Here is a 15,948-nt window from a genome sequence, read left to right on the forward strand (position 1 = left end):
ATGTCGCAATCCACACCGAACCCGGAAGGCCCTCACTCGTTCAAGATCCCCAAGCCGTGGGATCCGTCACCAACCTCCATGGACAGAACACCTAGTTGTTCTGCAGGAACTCCCTGGCGAGGGCGTCCCCGGCGGTCACCGCGGCGTCATGGCTCTCGATCGGTGACACCCGGGAGTTCTTGAACAGGATGTACGTGACCCCGGATTCGACGCCGCCCGTCTCCGGGTCGGGGTCGATGCCGAGGGCCTTCGCCGTGGCGTACGAGGCCTCGCCGATGATCTTGTCGGGGCCCGTGTCGCCGACGACGGCGTACTCCACCTTGCCTCCGTAGATGACGGCGACGACGCCGCCGCCCTTGATCCCGGCGCTGCTGTAGTTCCAGATGCCGCTGCTGCTCGGCACGACGACGTACGGCAGCTTCTCCGCACTCAGCGGCTTGTCGCCCGAGGTGTGGAACGCGGTGTCGTCCTGGAACCACGGATCGGTGTCCGCGTTGCAGGCCGAGGTCACCTGCCCGTCGCAGTCGATGTCCATGTCGGCCTTCCAGAACACCGCACCGTTCTTGCCGCAGACCGGCACCGTGGCCGATGTCTCCTCGTCCGTACGGTACTTGCCGTTCGAGATCTGCGAACAGGACGAGACCTTGGCCAGCAGGTCGGCCGCACCGACGGAGCCCTCCCTGACGCCGGGGCTGCGGCCGGAGCCGGTGCCGTCGGAGGGTCCGCCGTCGGACAGTCGGGCGGCATGGGCGACGGTTTCGAGGTGCACCGCTCCCGGGTCTGCGTTCCGTGCTGCCGCGGGAGCGGCGGAGGGGGCGAGCGAGCCGCCGGGGGCGGCCTGTGTCAGCGATCCGGCCGCGAGCAGAGCGGCGCCGGAGGCTGCGGCGAGGGCAAGCGTTCGCATACGCATGGTGGGAGTGCCCTTCTGTTAGGAAAGTTTCCTTACCGAGATGCCAAGATGCTCCCCCAGGCATGTTCACGTCAATACCTCGGAGGGCCGGCCGACGCGTTCATCACGCGACGACCGGCCCCCCGTGTCCTGTTGTCGACGGCCCGTCAGGACCGGCCGGCCGGCCTCACCACCATGGCCGAACCGCCACCCCGCCGCTCCGGCTCGGCGGCGGCGAGCCATCGCCCGTCCGGCAGCCGCTGCACACCCGTCGCCGCACCGATTTCCGGGTTCGGCTTGAAGACATGCCCCAGGGCTTCGAGTTGTGCCCGCACCGGGCTGTTCCACAGCCCCGGTTCGAGCTCAGTCGTCGCGGCGTTGCGCTGGCTGGCGCGGGGCGCCGCGATGGCGTCCACCAGGGAGAGCCCCCGGTCGACCTTGCCGATCAGGGACTGCAGCACCGTCGTGATGATCGTGGCGCCGCCCGGCGAGCCCAGGGCCAGCACGGGCTGCCCGTGCTTCATCACGATGGTCGGCGAGATCGACGACCTCGGCCGCTTGCCCGGACCCGGCAGGTTCGGGTCGTGGACGGCCGGGTCGGCGGGCGCGAACGAGAAGTCCGTCAGCTCGTTGTTGAGCAGGAAGCCGCGCCCCGGCACCGTCATCCCGCTGCCGCCGGTCTGCTCGATCGTCAGGGTGTACGCGACGACGTTGCCCCACTTGTCGGCGGTCGTCAGGTGAGTGGTGTTCTCCCCTTCGTACGTCGTCGGAGCGGCCTTCCCACCGGTGGCGCAGTCCGCCGGGTGGCGGGGGTCACCCGGCGCGAGCGGGCTGGTCAGCACCGCGTCGTCCTTGATCAGGCACTCCCGCGAGTCGGCGAACCGCTGGCTGAGCAGCCCCTGCGTCGGCACGTCCTCGAACTTCGGGTCGCCGACCCAGCGCCCCCGGTCGGCGAACGCGATCCGGCTCGCCTCGATGTAGCGATGCAGGTACTGCGCCTCGCTCGCCCTCGATAGGTCCGTGGACTCAAGGATGTTGAGGGCCTCGCCCACCGTCGTGCCACCGGAGGAGGACGGCGCCATGCCGTACACGTCGAGCCCCCGGTAGCCGGTCTTCGTCGGCGCCTGCCGCAGCGCCCGGTAGGAGCGCAGGTCCTTCGTGGTCAGATCGCCCGGCCGCACCATCCGGGAGGACCCGGGGTCGACGGGCGGATTGCGTACCGTCCGCACGACATCCTCGGCCAGCTCGCCCCGGTACATCTCGTCGAGGCCCTTGCGGCCGACCTCGTCATAGGTGCGGGCCAGATCGGGGTTCTTGAACACCGAGCCGACCACGGGCAGTTGGCCACCGGGCAGGAACAGCTTCCGGGTCGCCGGGAAGTCGGCGAACCTGGCCTGATTGCCCTCGGTCTGGGAACGGAACGTGCTGTCGACGACGAAGCCGTCCCGGGCGAGGCGTTCGGCCGGTTTCAGCACCTGACGGAGCGATTTGCTGCCCCAGGTGTCGAGTGCGGTCTCCCAGGTGGCGGGGGTGCCGGGGGTGCCGACGCCGAGTCCGCTGGTGACGGCGTCGCCGAAGGCGAGCGGCTTCCCGTTCTCCATGAAGAGCGAGGAGTCCGCGCTGCGCGGTGCGGTCTCCCGGCCGTCGATGGTCTGCACGGTACGGGTCCTGGCGTCGTAGTGGACGAAGTAGCCACCACCGCCCAGCCCCGCCGAGTACGGCTCGGTCACCCCGAGCGCCGCCGCGGTCGCCACCGCCGCGTCCGCGGCGTTGCCGCCCTTGCGGAGCACCTCGATACCGGCGGCGGTCGCGTCGGCGTCGACGCTGGAGACCGCTCCCCCGTATCCCACCGCGACCGGGGCCTTGGCCGGCGGTGCGACCGGGGGCGCGGACGAGGACGGGGCTGCCGCCCCGACCGACGCGACCACAGCGAGAACACCTAAGAACGACACATTCCGCGCGACGGAACGTCGCATGCGCACCTCCAGTGCAGGATCGTCCGCGCAGGGTAGCGCCGCCCCGGCCGCCCCGTCAGGTCCGCCTCGAACTTGAGGCCGAATGCCCGCCAACATGCCCGCCCATGACTGACGACGTACGCGACATCGTGCCGGGCGTGATAGCCGCCGGCATCAGTACCGTCCGTCGGCGTCACCGACCCCCGCGGGAGCGCCCCGCAACGGCGAGCAACTCCCGTACCTCGGACTCCGCTTCCCGGCCATCCTGACGGGAGCACCGATCTCGGTCGGGCCGGGCTCACGCCTCGTCCCCGACCCCCGCCACCATCGCGTGCGCCTGCGTCGCCGTATGTGTGAGGCTGATCAGCCAGATGCGGACGCCCGCCGCTTCCGCCAGCGCCGCCGCTCGGCCCGCGAGGTGGAGGGAGGGCTTCCCCTCCGGGGCCCGCCGGACCTCGATATCGGTGAGCGGCGCACCGGCGAGCCCCGTACCCAGTGCCTTCAACACCGCCTCCTTGGCCGCGAACCGAACCGCGTACCGCTCGGCCGGGTCCCTCATGAGGTCGCAGTAGGCGCGCTCCGCGTCGGTGAACACCTTGGCCCTGAAGGACGGCTGCCGAGCGAGCACGCTCCGCATCTCCGCCACGTCCGCCAAGTCCGTTCCTACGCACAGGACCCGCCTGCCGACCAGGCGTTCTGTCCACGTCGTGTGAGGCGCCACTCCGGTATCCCATCTCCTTGCTGCCCGCCCGGCCGCAGGCTAAGGTGCCTGCCGCTACCCAAGAATGCACCACGGAACCGAGAGGGTCCCTGCGATGAGTGTGCGGTTCACGGTCGAGACCAATCCCAGCCCGGTGAGTCGCGCCCGTCGCGCCGAGATCCTGGAAGACCCCAAGTTCGGGCAGTACTTCACCGATCACATGGCCCGTGTCATGTGGACGAGGGAAGGCGGCTGGCGGGACGCCGCCGTCGTGCCGTTCGCCCCCATCCCGATGCATCCGGCCGCCGCCGTCCTGCACTACGCGCAGGAGATCTTCGAGGGCATGAAGGCCTACCGCCATGCGGACGGCTCGGTGTGGACCTTCCGGCCCGAGGCCAACGGCGAGCGCTTCAACCGCTCGGCCCGCCGGCTGGCCCTGCCGGAGCTGCCCGTCGAGGTCTTCCTCGACTCCGTCACCGAACTGGTTCGCGCCGACCGCGAATGGGTGCCCGACCAGGGCGAACAGAGCCTGTACCTAAGGCCGTTCATGTTCGCTTCCGAGGCCTTTCTCGGTGTGCGGCCCGCGGCCGAGGTGACATACATGGTCATCGCCTCGCCGGTCGGCCCGTATTTCTCCGGCGGCGTGAAGCCCGTCTCCATCTGGCTCTCCGGTCAGTACACCCGGGCCGGGCGCGGCGGCACCGGCGCGGCGAAGTGCGGCGGCAACTACGCCGCCAGCCTGGCGCCCATGCTGGAGGCCGATGAGCACGGTTGCGACCAGGTCTGCTTCCTGGACGCCACCGAGGGGCGGTACGTCGAGGAACTCGGCGGTATGAACCTGTACTTCGTCACCCGCGACGGCCGTCTCATCACGCCCGAGCTCGGCACCATCCTGGAGGGCGTCACCCGCGCCTCCGTCCTCACCCTCGCCAAGGATCTCGGCCTCGACGTCGAGGAGCGGCCCGTCGACATCCGCGAATGGCAGGAGGGCGCCCGCAACGGCGACATCCGCGAGGTGTTCGCCTGCGGCACCGGCGCCGTCGTCACTCCCGTCGGCCGCCTCGTCTGGGAGGACGGCGAGGTGACCGCCCCGGACACCGGCGACGGGGACTCGATCACCATGAAGCTGCGCCGCAGTCTCGTCGACATCCAGTTCGGGCGGGCCGAGGACCACTACGGCTGGATGCGACGCCTCATCTGAGCCCGGTCGCCGCGGGCGGCGAGGCGGTGAGCAGGCCGTGGCCCACCGCCTCGTTCGGGCAGGTCCCGCCGCAGTCGTCACCGGTCAGCGTCCGCCCCCGCGTCACCGGCAGACAGGCGTCCGCCAGGTCCGCGGCGGTCAGCGCGCGGCCCTTGCCGATGCCCTGCTGCACCGCGAGCGCCACCACCCCGGCCGCGTACGCCGTCGCTCCCGATGTTCCGCTGGACACCAGCCAGCCGTCGTCGGGGGCGGTGCCGTCGTACGCGCTGTTGCGGCGGTCGAACATGCACCCCGGCTGGGTGGGGAACACCACGTAGTCGCCGTTCGGCAGCATGCCGCAGGGCCCGGACAGGTCGGGGACCCGCCGGCCCGGGAAAACGTCCGAGCGGTAGCTGGACGCCAGGTCGGCGGCCTGCCTGCGCCCGTCCGGCCCCACATGGACCCCACCGACCGTGATCGCGTCCGGGGTCGCCACCGACTGGAACATGGCGGTACGCCGGTCCGTGGAACCGTTGCCGGCGGCGAACAGCACCGTGATCCCGCGCCGCACCGCGTTCGCGACCTCCAGGTGGAGGTGCGGCTCCGCGCGCAAGGTGCCCCAGCTGCACGAGATGACGTCCGGGGCCAGCTCCACCGCCCGCTGGAAGGCCGCCAGCGGGAAGGAGAAGCTTTCGCAGGCCATCTTGACCATGGTGAGGTCGGCCCCCGGCGCGACCGCGAGCAGCAGCGCCGACATGGCGGTGCCGTGGCCGCGTTCGTCCACGGCGGGATCGAGGGCGGACAGCGCGGGGACGACCGTCGTGCGGTAGCCGTGGGCACGGTGGTGCGGATGGTCGTACAGACCGGTGTCCACCATCACGACCCGGACCCCGTCGCCCCGGACCCCGGCCGCGTGCGGCCGGCCCGCGCCCGCGAGGCGCACCGCGTCCTCGGGCAGCCTCAGATACCGGGCATCGCGAGGGAGCGGCGGGGTGGCGCCGACGCCCAGCTCGAAGCCCGCCCGGGGGACCCGTACCTCCGCGACCAGCTCGGTGTGGAGCCGGGAGCGGAGCGGACCGGCTGCGGCGAACTCGTGGCGGACCGTCTCCCGGATGTACTTGTTCCGCACCGGCCGCACCGGGTGGCCGAAGACCTCCGCGAGCAGGTCGGGGGCGCCGGAGACGGTGATGCCCACTTCCGTCCGGGCCTCGACGTCGAGCCCCTCGCCGGCGTACGCGCCGGCCAGCCGGTCCACGGTGCCGGGCGCCGGCAGGAACTCCTCCGCCCGGTGCCGCAGGAGCAGCGCGGGGTCGTCGCCGAGCGCGAGACCGGTGGCCGAGCGGGGCACGACCGTCAGCACGCCGCACCGCTCGAAGCGGGCCAATTCCGCGTCGGTCACCTGGAATCCGTCCCGTTTCCGGTCGCGTCCGCCGTCGCCCGCAACCGGTCGCGGTCGAGCTTGCCGGACGGCGTCAGGCTCACGTCGCCGTCGGCCAGGAACTCGATGCGTGCCGGCAGCATGTAGTCGGGCAGCCGCAGCGCGAGCTCCCGGCGCAGCTCCTCCTCGCGCAGGCCCGTGTCGCCGTCCTGCCGGCCCAGGACGAAGAGCATGATCGCCCGGACGGTCAGCGGGTGGGCCACCGGGACCGCGCAGCAGTCCGTCACCCCGCCCACGGCCAGCGTCGCCGCTTCCACCTCGGAGAGGTGGACGAGGTTGCCGTTGATCTTCAGGGCGTCGTCGCGGCGCCCCAGGAAGACCAGGGCGCCGTCCTGCGGCCGCCGGCGCACGTAGTCGCCGGAGCGGTAGTACCGGCCCCCGGCGCCGGCCGGGAGCTCGATCACGGACCGGGCGGTGCGCTCCGGCTCGCCGCAGTATCCCACCATCACCTGCGGTCCTCCGATGAGGAGTTCGCCGGTCTCCCCGTCCTGGACCGGCCGCAGCTCGTCGTCCACGACGAGCACGTCGACGGCCGGCAGCGGATGGCCGATGGGCAGGAACTCCTCGCCTTCCTTGCCCGGGGCGTCGGTGAGGAAGAGCGTGGCGCTGTGCGTGGTCTCGGTGGGCCCGTACCCGTGCACGTACCGCAGTCCCGGTACGAGGGCGGAGAACGCGTCCAGGACCGACACGGGGCACGGCTCGCCGCCGAACCAGAGCCGCCGCAGCGAGCCGAGGTCGCGCCGCCCGGCGTCGCTGAACCGGCTCACCAGCATCCGGATCACGGACGGCACGAGCAGCGTGTCGGTGATCCGCCACTCCTCGACGGCCCGGGTGACCTGGGTGGGCATGCGGAGCCTGGGCAGCAGATGGACGCTGCCGCCGACCAGGAAGGTCGACCACAGATCCACGACGGAGGCGTCGAAGAAGAGCGGCGCCACATTGAGGAAGCGCATGCCGTCCTCGAAACCGACGGTCTCCTGCACCCCGGCCAGCAGGGCGCACATCGACCGGTGGCTGATCACGACGCCCTTGGGCGAGCCGGTCGAGCCTGAGGTGAAGACGACGTACGCGTGGTCGTCGGGGCTCCGGCCCGCCACGTCGGCCGGCCTCGGCTCGGCCTCGGCCGAGGGGTCCCAGCCGGTGCCGGCGTCCAAGGGGTCCGGGCCCACCGTGACCACCGTCCCGGCCGGCGCGCCGTCGAGCAGGTCCCGGTAGGCGGGCTGGACCAGGGTGGCCGTGGGCGCGCACTTGCCGAGCAGCAGCGCGATCCGGGCCGCCGGCAGCGACTCGTCCAGCGGTACGTAGCGGGCGCCGAGCCGCAGCGCGGCCCACATGACCGCCACCGAGGCGGCGGACTTGTCCATCACCATCGCGACGGTGCCGCCCCGGCCCACGCCGAGCCCGGCGAGGAGCTCGGTCAGGGCCTGGACGCGCCGGGCAAGGGTCCGGTACGAGAGCTGCTCGCCGGTCTCCAGGTCCACGACGGCCGTGGCCGCGCTGTCCCGCCGCCGCTCGAGCAGCTCGTCGGCGAGCATGACGTTCATCGTTCCTCCAGGCGAGTCCCGTCGAGGCGGCGGCGGATCGCCTCCAGCAGCTCCGGGAAGGTGTCCATCTGCTGGTCGTACGAGCCGAAGTGGCCCATGCCGTGCAGGGCGTTGAACGTGCTCCCGGTCAGCTCGTGCAGTTCCTCGGCGACCTCGAAGGGCACCCAGGGATCGTCCTTCGAGTGGAACTGTTCGATGAACGACTGGTTGGCGCGGATCGCGTCCCAGTCCCACGGGGTGTCGAAGAAGCCGCTGCGCCGCTCCAGTTCGAAGCCGCAGTCGTGGTGGTGGCCGGCGACGGCGAAGGTGCCGAGGAGCGGCGCGTTCTCGGCGTACCGGAAGGCGGCCAGCGCGCCGGACGAGTGGCCGACGATGACCGTCCTCTCGTCCGGGCGGATGACGTCGGTGAGGTAGGGCAGCCAGTACCGCATCCGGCCCTTGATGGGGTCGGGGAAGGTCTCGGCCACCACCTCGGCGCCGAGGGCCTCCAGTTCCCGCTTGAGATACGGGAACCAGATGCCCTCGACGCTCGCTCCGGCGTTCCCGTGGATCAGCACCACGCGCACGTCCGAACGGATCTCAGACAGGGGACACCTCATCCTCGAGGAGTTCCTCCAGCAGACCGGCGAGGGAACCCAGGGTCGCGAAGTTCACCGTCGTCAGCAGCTCGGGTTCGAGCTCGATGTCGTAGAACGTCTCGAAGCCCAGGGTCAGTTCGATCATCTGGGTCGAGTTGAGCGACAGACCGCCGTTGAACAGCGGGGTGTCGGAGTCGAGTTCGACCAGCTGCCCCGGGAAGATATGGGCGATCACCCCACGGAGGTCGTCCTCGATCTCCTTCTGGGTCTTGCGGGTGTCCACCGGCCGATCAGCTCCCCTCGGGCTTGGCGGAGGTGCTCTCCTTGGTGATCTCCTCCGCCGACTTCGGGCGGGTCTGGAGGAAGAGCGGGGTGCGCGGGATGTTCTGCGCGTCCTGGTGGAAGGGGTTGCGCTTGTTCTTCAGCGACAGGTACATCGTGCGCCGGGCGCGGGCCTTCTCCTCGTCGGAGTAGAAGAGGAAGGCGATGTTGCCGGCGTTCTCCCGGCCGGCCTCGGTGAGGGTCAGGTCCTCGTCGGTCTCGATCGCGTAGCCCCCTTCGACCAGCCAGTCCACTTCGCGGCGGTACTTCTCGAAGTTGCCGACGTCGGCCTTGCGGACGCTGCCGAAGACCGGGAAGAAGACCATGACCCGGTTCTCGACCTCGTCCTCCGAGCAGATGCGGCCCTGCTCGATCGGGATGATGCCTTCCTCGACCTCCCGCATCCACCGCTCGACGTCGGTGTGGTTGCGGTAGCTGCGCTCGCCCATGTAGTTCTCGGCGGCGGGACCGATGCCGAGGGTGTAGCTGGCGCGGTAGCCGTTGCCGCCGCAGGCGTGGTTGAGGCCGATCTCGCCCGCGTCGTCGAGGTGGGTGAAGAAGTTGATCAGGAGCTGCTTGTCGTAGCCGTACGCGGCCAGACCGTTCTTGATCTGCCGGTACTGATCCCGCTCGATGGCGCCCGACGGCTTCACCTCGGCGACCTTGCCGGCCCGGATCTGCTGGTCGAGGCGGGTGCCCTCCCACTGGTTGAAGCGGTACGTCTGCACGAAGCTGGGGCGCAGCTCGCCGCAGATGCCCTCCAGGTCCCGGGCCAGGACCTCGTCGTCCTGCCCCGGCAGGTTGTACATGAGGTCCAGGGCGAAGGTGCGGATGCCGGCCTTGCGGATGTTCTCGGCGGTCTGGTGGACCTGCTCGACGCTGGCCTTGATGGTGAGCTTGCGGCGGATGTCCTCGTCGAGGGTCTGTACGCCGAAGGAGATGCGGGTGATGCCGAGTGACTTCAGCATCTCGATGTAGCCGTCCTTGGAGAGCCCGAGCGGGCTGCCTTCCAGGGAGATGCCGTCGACCTCGCTCAGGTCGAACTCGCGGTGGACGGCCTCCAGGATGGTGGCCATCGACTCCTGCTCCAGGGCGGACGGCGTACCGCCCCCGAACTGGACGTACTTGACCTTCGTCCCCTCGAAGTACTTCGAGCGGGCGTTGCGCTGGATCTCCTTGACCATCGCCTGGACGAAGCGCTTCTGCCGCTCACCCTGGTACTTCGCCGCCGACTCCTTGAAGCAGGCGCAGAAGTTGCAGAAGGCCTCGCAGAACGGGATGTGGAAGTAGAGCAGGATGTCGGTCTGCTCCGGGTGGGACTGGCGGTCCAGGAACGAGAAGTACTCCGCCTTCTTGCCCTCGGAGTCGAGGGCGTCCTGGAAGGCGCAGATCTTCGGGTAGAACCAGGTGACGTTGGTGCGCTTCTCGGGGCTCTCGAACTCGTCCTTCAGATAGAAGTTCGAGTCGAGGCCCAGCATGAAGGGGTTCTCGACGTGGGTCGTCATGACCTAGGCTCCCGCTCTTTGGGTCAGGAAGGCTGGCTGGAGGGCTCGGCGGGGCCGTCGGTGGGCTCGCCCCTGGTGCCCCGGCTCTCGAAGATGACCGGGTACTTGTTGCTCATCTCGCCGTTGATCTCGATCCACTGGAGCTTGTCCTCCGGCAGGTCGATGTCCACCCAGATCGCCTCGGGCGGGCACTCGGCTACGCACGCGTTGCAGTCGATGCATTCCTCGGGGTTGATGTAGAGCATCTCGGGACCCTCGTGGAAACAGCTCACGGGGCAGACGTCCACACAGTCCGTGTACTTGCAGCCCACGCATTCGTCGGTGACGACATACGCCATGGTTCTCTCCTCCCTCAGGCGTGTACGGGTGCTACTTCGGTGATCCGGCGCATCCAGCCGAACCGGTCGACGGACTCGCCCCGGTGGATGCCGTCCAGCAGGTCCCGGAAACGGGCGGTCACCGGACCGGCCTCCTGCGACCGGAGCCGGTACTCCTCGCCCTGGTGGCCGAGGGAGACCACCGGCGACACCCCGGCGGCCGTGCCGGTGGCGAAGCACTCGGTGACGGAGCCGTCGGCGACACCCTTGAGGACTTCGGCGAGTTCCACCGGCCGCTCGACGACGGTGGTCCCCGCGTCCCGGGCCAGCTTCACGACGGAGTCACGGGTGACGCCGGGCAGGACGGTGCGGTCGAGCGCGGGCGTGGTCAGCACGCCGTCGATCACGAAGAACGCGTTCAGCTCGCCGATCTGCTGGACGAAGCGCCCCTGCGGGCCGTCGAGCCACAGCACGTGGTCGTTGCCGTAGTTGTCGGCGATCTCGCCGGGCACCACGCCCGCAGCGAGCCCGCCCGCCGTGTTCACGTCACCGGTGCCGCCGGGCCAGGCCCGCACGTACCCGTCCAGGGTCATGGCCTTCAGCGGCTTCGCCTCCGCGGCGGCCGGCACCGACCCGAGCACGTAGAAGAGGCAGTCGTCCGCGGGCCCGGCGTCCAGCGCCGCGCCGTCGGCGGCGAGCACCGCCCGCAGCCGCAGGGAAGCCCCCGCATCCCGCGGCAGCCAGCCCTCGTCCAGCTCGGCCATCGCCCGGACCGAACTCCACACCCGGTCGAAGTCGACCTGCGGCATCGCGAGCCGGCGGGCACCGTTGTTCAGCCGCTTGATGTGGCTGTCGGGGCGGAACACGGCGAGCGTGCCGTCCGCGAGCCGGTACGCGGCGAACTCGTCGACGACCGTCTGGCCGGCGAGCACGGCGGCGGCCGTGGGCCGCAGCGCCGGGATGCTGTCCCGGTCCGCAACGGTCAGCCCCTGCCAGCCGCGCCGCTTGCCGGTCCGCATGAAGAACGCGTGGTCGGTGAGGACGGACCCGGCCGCCCCGGCCGCCTCGGGCCGCGGGCGCGGGGTGGTGGTGGGGGTGACGGTCAGTTCGTTGCTCATGCGGGGGCACCTTCCTTGTCCTGGTGGCCGACGCCGTCGACGTCGACCCTCACGTCTGCGAGGACCGAGGCGACGAGGCCCTCGACCCGGTCAAGGTCGCCCTCGAAGTGGATACGGGCGACCCGGTTGCTGAAAATGTCGCCCGGGTCGAGCACCGCCCCCGGTTCCGCCTCCGGCAGGAGGCCGCGGAACTCGGCCGCCTGCGTGAAGGCGTCGATACCGGGGAGCGTTCCGGCGAAGGTGCCGGGCCGGTCGGTGGTGACGAACGCGAGACCCGCGCTCACCGGCGACAGCGCGCCGGGGTCGTGCCGCACCCCGCGCGCGGCGTCGGCCGTGGCGGCGCACAGGTCCACGCCGGGTCCGGCGAGCACCAGTTCGGGGATGTTGTCGCCGGCGAGCCGGGCCCCGACCTCGATCAGGACGGGGCCGCGGTCGCGGACGATCCGGGTCTCGATGTGGAACGGGCCCACCGTGAGGTCGAAGGCGGCCACGACCTCACGGGCGAACCGCTCCAGGACCTCGCCGTGCGGCGAACGCTCCGGCGCGGTGGCGATGTGGCCCATCTCGAAGAAGTCCGGCGGGGCGGAGAGGAACTTGGTGGTGACGCTCGCGACGTGCGGGCCGTCGGCGTCGACCCAGCCGTCGAGGGAGAACTCGGGGCCCTCCACGTACTCCTCGACCAGAGCGGTCCGGCGGGGGTTCGGGTGGAACTTCACGTCCTCGCCGGGGTCGTGCACGGCCGCGCAGGCCCGCGCGTACTCCTCCTGGTCGTGGCAGAGGCTCACCATCAGGCTGCCGCCGCAGTCGACCGGCTTGACCACGACCGGGAACGGCAGCGGGCAGGGGCCCGTGTCCCCGGGGCCGACCGTGACCGAGCGGGGGAAGGCGACCGCGCGCTCCTCGCACCGCCGCCGCATGACGTCCTTCTGCCGCACGGCCTCGGCCGCACCCGCGCCGAGCGCGGGCAGCCCGAGGGCCAGGGCCAGTTCGGCGGCCTCCGGTACCGCGTACTCGAAGCCGGCGACGACGCCGGTGGGCGCGGCCCCGGTCTCCGCGACGGCCTTCTCGACCAGGCGGAGCAGCCCGGCCACACCCGCGTCGGGGTGCCAGTCGACGACGGTCGCGCCGGAGTGCACCTCGGGCGGCAGCAACTCGGGGAACTGGGTCGGTACGAGGCAGGGGACCCCGGCGGCCACCATCCGGGCGGTGAGCCGGACGCCGGCCGACAGGGGCTGGACGACGATCAGCATGCGGTTCCGATCCCCGCGCCGCTGCGGGCGTCGTCACCGAGGGTCCGGCCGACGTGCAGAGTGAAGATCATCGGCACCGGGCCGAAGTTCTTGATCAACCTCAGCCCCCTGGCCGCGGCGGCGGGTCCCGTCGTCACGCAGGCGTCGTACTGCCCGGCCGCGCACTGCGCCGCGGCGAGCGAGTTGCTGCTGGTCAGCGTGACATCGCCGAGCTCGGCCACCAGGCTGCTGGGGGCCGGGTGGCTGACGATCGTGGCCATGGCGGCGTGGTCCGGGCGCCCGGCCAGGACCATGTCGTGGGTGTCGAGAATGAAGCTGTCGGCCATCTCCAGGCGGTGCAGGTTCCTGAAGACGAGGTCGTGCAGCCGGGGGTAGACGGCGCAGGCGAGGATGGCCTCGGTGCCGTCGAAAGCCATCGCGTCGAGGCCGTCCTCCACCTCGGTGTGGAGCACCACCTTCCCGGCGACGCCCCGCTCCGCGAGCCAGTGGTGAGCGGCCTTCTCCAGGTTGGTGCCCGAAGGGCCCAGGGTGTGGATCACGGTGACTCTCGACAGGGCGGGCTCCCGGTCGCTCTTCAAGGCCGTGCTCTGGTCGTTCATGCGCGTCGTCCCCCGTTCTCATCGGCCCATGTGATGGTCCGAAGCCAGCCATGTGTGTCGGGCGTACGTCTGTGCTGGACGTCGAGCAGGCTGTTCCGCAGCAGCGCGGTCATCGGGCCCTCCCCTCCGTCGCCGACGGTCAGGTCCTCGCCGCCGATACCGAGCCGGCTCACCGGGACGACGACACCGGCCGTGCCACAGGCGAACACCTCGGCCAGCCCGCCGGAGCGGAGGCCGGTACGGACCGCGTCGATCGTGGTGTGCTCCTGTGCGACCGCGATCCCCCGGTCCTCGGCCAGGGTCAGCAGCGAGTCGCGGGTCAGGCCACGGACGATGGTTCCGTCGCACGGCGGGGTCGTCACCCGTTCCTTCGCCCCGTCACGCCAGACGAGGAAGACGTTCATGGTGCTGAGCTCCTCGATCCGGCTCCGTTCGAGCCCGTCGAGCCACAGCACCTCGTCGTACCCGGCGGCCTGCGCCTCGGTACGGGTGAGGAGGCCGGCGGCGTAGTTCCCGGCGCACTTGGACTCGCCGGTGCCGCCGCGTACGGCCCGCACGGTCTCGGTCGACGTGGTCACCGACAGCGGACGGAAGCCGGCCCCGAAACACGGGTCCGCGGGGTAGGCCAGGATCACGCACCGGTAGCGCTTCGACGGCCGCAGCCCCAGGTCCGGCTCGGTGGCGATGAGCAGCGGCCGCAGATAGAGGCTCTGACCGTAGCCGCCCGGCACCCATCGCTCGTCGGCCGCGACCAGCGCGGCACATGCCCGGGAGAACAGCGTGGCGGGCATTTCGGCCATCGCGAGCCGAGCGGCGGACCGGGCCAGGCGCCGCCCATGGTCCTCGGGCCGGAACAGGTGCACCGATCCGTCCGCGGAACGGAATGCCTTCAGGCCCTCGAACACCGCCTGTCCGTAGTGGAGTCCGAGGGTGGCCGGATCCATCACCAGGTCGGCCCAGGGCTCGACGCGCGGCTCGGACCAGCCTGTCCCGGCATCCCAGTCGACGACGGCGGTGTGCCCGGTGGAGTAGCGGCAGAAGCCCGGGTCCTTGAGGATCGCTTCGAGCTCCTCAGCGCTGCGCGGCTCAGACATGGACCTCGGAGCCCCACAGGTCGAGCGGCGCGAGGGGGCCGCCGTAGCGGTCGGGCTTGGCCTCCGGGCGGCGCAGCAGCGTCCCGAAGAGGAAGTCCACGGCATCGGACCGATAAGCGGCGTCGTCCTCCGTGGCCTCGATCTCCTCGATCAGACGCACGAGTTCACGTACCGACTCGACGATGCGGGCCTTCGTTCCCAGGGAGCTGTGCCCCTGGTCGTCCTGGGTGAACAGCCCCTGCGAGGCGAGCCAGGTGCCCAGGGCGAAGCCGGTGCCGGCATCGAAGTTGCGCAGCGGCTCGGGCTGTGCCGGGTAGCGCAACAGCCGCTCCAGAAGGATGTACTCGAACACGATCTCGCCGTACGGCACTTCCTCCTCGAAACAGGCGATCGCCGACTTCATGTCGACCTTGAGCTCCTCCAGGAGCCCGGGGCGCCAGGTCGTCTTGATCGCCAGGTGCTGGTCGAGGGGGCGCGGGCCGGTGTGGTGGAAGTAGTCGTGCATGTACCCCCAGACGCAGCGCGCCTGGTAGGTGTCCTCCGGGTCCACGTCCGCGGAGACGAGCTCGTCCTCGCCCGCGAAGGGTGAACCGGGCCCGCACAGGCGCTCCGTGATCGCCAGGGTGTGGGCGTATATCTCGGTGTGCCGGTTGAAGAAGAACCACGCGAAATTCTGGTCCGTGCAGCGCGTGGCGGCCGGGATGTTCTCGGGGAAGAAGACCACGCAGTTGCCCTCCCGCAGGCCGCGGGAGGCGGACAGCAGCCGGGTCGACTGGAAGACGGCCTTGGGGTGCGGGTAGGTGGCCTGGAGCAGAGGGGTGCTGTCCGGGTCCTGGCGGATCACCGAGAACGCCTCGATGTGGACATCGTGCCGGTCGCTGTTGGGAAGGGTTACCGGCCCCACGAAGGCGGCGGCCTCGCCGTCCTCGGGCGCGGGAACCGCGTCCCGGGTGCTGTCGAAGTGCGGCACGCCCTCGCAGCCCGCTTCCTGCCAGATTCTCAAATCCTTGCAGGTGGCTGTGATCTGACGCTCCGACATCAGATCCCGCAGACCCTCGACGGCGGCACAGACCGCGTCGACTGCGAAACGCACCTCCTCGTCGGAGCCGGCCGGTGAACCACCGCGAGGCTCGCTCCGCAGCTGCCGGAGACGGTTCACCGCAGGGATGACGTTCTGCTCGAACTCCAGAAGTTCGGCAACGGTACGCGGCCCCACAACACCCCCATGTAAGTGGCCAAGATGAACACTTCTCAGCGGAACGCGCCTCACCAGCGCCTCACTTGAAGCATTCGATCTGGAAGTTAGCTCCCGACTCCCCGACAGGCAAGGGGTGTTCAGATGTTGACACGTAACACCTGCCTCCCCGCGACCCGCGCCTGCCGGGCAGAGGCGCAGGTCCCGGATGCGCCGAATCCTGGGGAAGACCGGGGCGAGCCGTATATTCTGGCACCGCCCTGCG

At 70.6% G+C, this 15,948-nt stretch carries 15 protein-coding genes; 1 reads left to right on the plus strand and 14 read right to left on the minus strand.

The features are described from left to right. Positions 1-91: 91 nt before the first annotated feature. From AB0I52_RS11495 to AB0I52_RS11505, 3 genes are all read right to left on the minus strand, one after another. Positions 92-904: a glycoside hydrolase family 75 protein gene (locus AB0I52_RS11495; RefSeq protein WP_363071268.1), complete on the minus strand. Its 813-nt coding sequence runs from the start codon at positions 902-904 to the stop codon at positions 92-94. 152 nt (positions 905-1,056) lie between these two features. Beyond that, a complete protein-coding gene (ggt, locus tag AB0I52_RS11500; protein WP_363071270.1) occupies positions 1,057-2,865 on the minus strand; it encodes a gamma-glutamyltransferase in 1,809 nt (602 codons plus the stop codon). A 277-nt stretch (positions 2,866-3,142) separates the two neighbouring features. Then, positions 3,143-3,565 (minus strand): holo-ACP synthase, encoded by a 423-nt coding sequence (locus AB0I52_RS11505; protein WP_363071272.1) that lies wholly within the window; start codon positions 3,563-3,565, stop codon positions 3,143-3,145. 94 nt (positions 3,566-3,659) lie between these two features. On the opposite strand from AB0I52_RS11505, the gene AB0I52_RS11510 reads away from it, so the two are divergent. Continuing rightward, positions 3,660-4,745, plus strand: coding sequence for a branched-chain amino acid aminotransferase (locus AB0I52_RS11510; RefSeq protein ID WP_363071274.1), 1,086 nt, complete (start codon positions 3,660-3,662; stop codon positions 4,743-4,745). Here the strand turns inward: AB0I52_RS11510 and AB0I52_RS11515 are convergent. Genes AB0I52_RS11515 through AB0I52_RS11565 form a run of 11 tightly spaced genes read right to left on the minus strand, consistent with a single transcriptional unit; the run spans position 4,738 to position 15,704 of the window. Next, on the minus strand, positions 4,738-6,123 hold the full coding sequence (locus AB0I52_RS11515; RefSeq protein ID WP_363071276.1) for a S8 family serine peptidase: 1,386 nt from the start codon (positions 6,121-6,123) through the stop codon (positions 4,738-4,740). The two genes, AB0I52_RS11510 and AB0I52_RS11515, sit on opposite strands and share 8 nt — an antisense overlap. Continuing rightward, positions 6,120-7,706, minus strand: coding sequence for an amino acid adenylation domain-containing protein (locus tag AB0I52_RS11520; protein WP_363071278.1), 1,587 nt, complete (start codon positions 7,704-7,706; stop codon positions 6,120-6,122). The genes AB0I52_RS11515 and AB0I52_RS11520 overlap by 4 nt, the downstream gene beginning before the upstream one ends. Further along, complete coding sequence (locus AB0I52_RS11525; RefSeq protein WP_363071280.1) at positions 7,703-8,272, minus strand: alpha/beta hydrolase; 570 nt, start codon at positions 8,270-8,272, stop codon at positions 7,703-7,705. Before AB0I52_RS11525 ends, AB0I52_RS11520 begins: the two co-directional genes overlap by 4 nt. A 13-nt stretch (positions 8,273-8,285) precedes the next feature. Beyond that, positions 8,286-8,567: an acyl carrier protein gene (locus AB0I52_RS11530; protein ID WP_363071282.1), complete on the minus strand. Its 282-nt coding sequence runs from the start codon at positions 8,565-8,567 to the stop codon at positions 8,286-8,288. Positions 8,568-8,574: 7 nt separating this feature from the next. Next, a complete protein-coding gene (locus AB0I52_RS11535) occupies positions 8,575-10,110 on the minus strand; it encodes a radical SAM protein (RefSeq protein ID WP_363071284.1) in 1,536 nt (511 codons plus the stop codon). Between the two features lie 23 nt (positions 10,111-10,133). Beyond that, entirely contained in the window at positions 10,134-10,448 is a 315-nt protein-coding gene (locus AB0I52_RS11540) for a ferredoxin family protein (RefSeq protein ID WP_363071286.1), read from the minus strand. A gap of 14 nt (positions 10,449-10,462) precedes the next feature. Next, positions 10,463-11,545 (minus strand): aminotransferase class IV, encoded by a 1,083-nt coding sequence (locus tag AB0I52_RS11545; RefSeq protein ID WP_363071288.1) that lies wholly within the window; start codon positions 11,543-11,545, stop codon positions 10,463-10,465. Next, a complete protein-coding gene (locus AB0I52_RS11550; RefSeq protein WP_363071290.1) occupies positions 11,542-12,795 on the minus strand; it encodes an ATP-grasp domain-containing protein in 1,254 nt (417 codons plus the stop codon). The genes AB0I52_RS11545 and AB0I52_RS11550 overlap by 4 nt, the downstream gene beginning before the upstream one ends. Further along, positions 12,789-13,394, minus strand: coding sequence for a bacilysin biosynthesis protein BacA (locus AB0I52_RS11555; RefSeq protein ID WP_363071292.1), 606 nt, complete (start codon positions 13,392-13,394; stop codon positions 12,789-12,791). Before AB0I52_RS11555 ends, AB0I52_RS11550 begins: the two co-directional genes overlap by 7 nt. Further along, positions 13,391-14,488 carry a branched-chain amino acid aminotransferase gene (locus tag AB0I52_RS11560; RefSeq protein WP_363071294.1) on the minus strand — a complete coding sequence of 366 codons (1,098 nt, stop codon included), beginning with the start codon at positions 14,486-14,488 and terminating at the stop codon, positions 13,391-13,393. Before AB0I52_RS11560 ends, AB0I52_RS11555 begins: the two co-directional genes overlap by 4 nt. Then, positions 14,481-15,704, minus strand: coding sequence for a DUF6421 family protein (locus AB0I52_RS11565; protein WP_363071296.1), 1,224 nt, complete (start codon positions 15,702-15,704; stop codon positions 14,481-14,483). Before AB0I52_RS11565 ends, AB0I52_RS11560 begins: the two co-directional genes overlap by 8 nt. Between the last annotated feature and the right edge of the window lie 244 nt (positions 15,705-15,948).

Source organism: Streptomyces sp. NPDC050423 (assembly GCF_040655445.1).
Classification (GTDB): Bacteria; Actinomycetota; Actinomycetes; order Streptomycetales; family Streptomycetaceae; genus Streptomyces.

Coding starts and splice junctions, on each gene's coding strand:
- AB0I52_RS11555 (WP_363071292.1), bottom strand. CDS start 13,394: ATGAACGACCAGAGCACGGCCTTGAAGAGCGACCGGGAGCCCGCCCTG.
- AB0I52_RS11560 (WP_363071294.1), bottom strand. CDS start 14,488: ATGTCTGAGCCGCGCAGCGCTGAGGAGCTCGAAGCGATCCTCAAGGAC.
- ggt (WP_363071270.1), bottom strand. CDS start 2,865: ATGCGACGTTCCGTCGCGCGGAATGTGTCGTTCTTAGGTGTTCTCGCT.
- AB0I52_RS11495 (WP_363071268.1), bottom strand. CDS start 904: ATGCGAACGCTTGCCCTCGCCGCAGCCTCCGGCGCCGCTCTGCTCGCG.
- AB0I52_RS11520 (WP_363071278.1), bottom strand. CDS start 7,706: ATGAACGTCATGCTCGCCGACGAGCTGCTCGAGCGGCGGCGGGACAGC.
- AB0I52_RS11535 (WP_363071284.1), bottom strand. CDS start 10,110: ATGACGACCCACGTCGAGAACCCCTTCATGCTGGGCCTCGACTCGAAC.
- AB0I52_RS11550 (WP_363071290.1), bottom strand. CDS start 12,795: ATGCTGATCGTCGTCCAGCCCCTGTCGGCCGGCGTCCGGCTCACCGCC.
- AB0I52_RS11540 (WP_363071286.1), bottom strand. CDS start 10,448: ATGGCGTATGTCGTCACCGACGAATGCGTGGGCTGCAAGTACACGGAC.
- AB0I52_RS11510 (WP_363071274.1), top strand. CDS start 3,660: ATGAGTGTGCGGTTCACGGTCGAGACCAATCCCAGCCCGGTGAGTCGC.
- AB0I52_RS11545 (WP_363071288.1), bottom strand. CDS start 11,545: ATGAGCAACGAACTGACCGTCACCCCCACCACCACCCCGCGCCCGCGG.